The 544-nt window shown below is 53.7% G+C and carries 1 protein-coding gene; it reads right to left on the bottom strand.

Features of this window, described 5'->3' with window-relative positions:
* A partial coding sequence (locus AN391_RS19860) for an Ig-like domain-containing protein (protein WP_235576510.1) occupies positions 1-544 on the bottom strand: 544 nt, incomplete at both ends.

The raw sequence follows: 544 nt of genomic DNA on the forward strand, positions 1-544 counted from the left end.
AGAGGCTGTGGCTTCATTGCCAGCGGCATCGCTTACGCTTGCACTTACTGTGTAGCTGCCCTCAGCAAGCACTTGTGAGGCGGCCACACCCCAAGTGCCATTCGCACCGAGTGTCGTTGTCACCGTATGTGTCACGTTATTACTATCGGTGATCTCTACCGTTACGGTGCTGCCCTGTGGTGCATTCGCTGTGCCGGTAATCGTCGGTGTGGTGTCGTTTGTTACGCTTAGCGTATCCACTTCAATCGCTGGTATGGTGGTGTCAATAATACCGGTTTCGCTCGCGCTGCCGATATTCCCTAGACCATCGTCTACTTCGGCGGTGACCGTGTATTCGCCTTCAGCTAAAGCACTTGGTGCATCAATGCTCCAGATGCCACCGCTGACTGTAGTGGTGGCGGTGGTTTCAACGCCTGCACTGTCTACAAATGTAAGGCTAATCGTGGTGCCATCGGCTGCATCGCTTGTTCCGCTAATAGTGGGTGTGGTGTCGTTGGTATCTACCAAGGCATTAATGCTAATGCTTGGCGCGGTGGTGTTCAGT

Origin of the sequence: Pseudoalteromonas sp. P1-13-1a, from assembly GCF_001401875.1 — a bacterium.
In the GTDB taxonomy this organism is placed as follows: Bacteria; Pseudomonadota; Gammaproteobacteria; order Enterobacterales; family Alteromonadaceae; genus Pseudoalteromonas.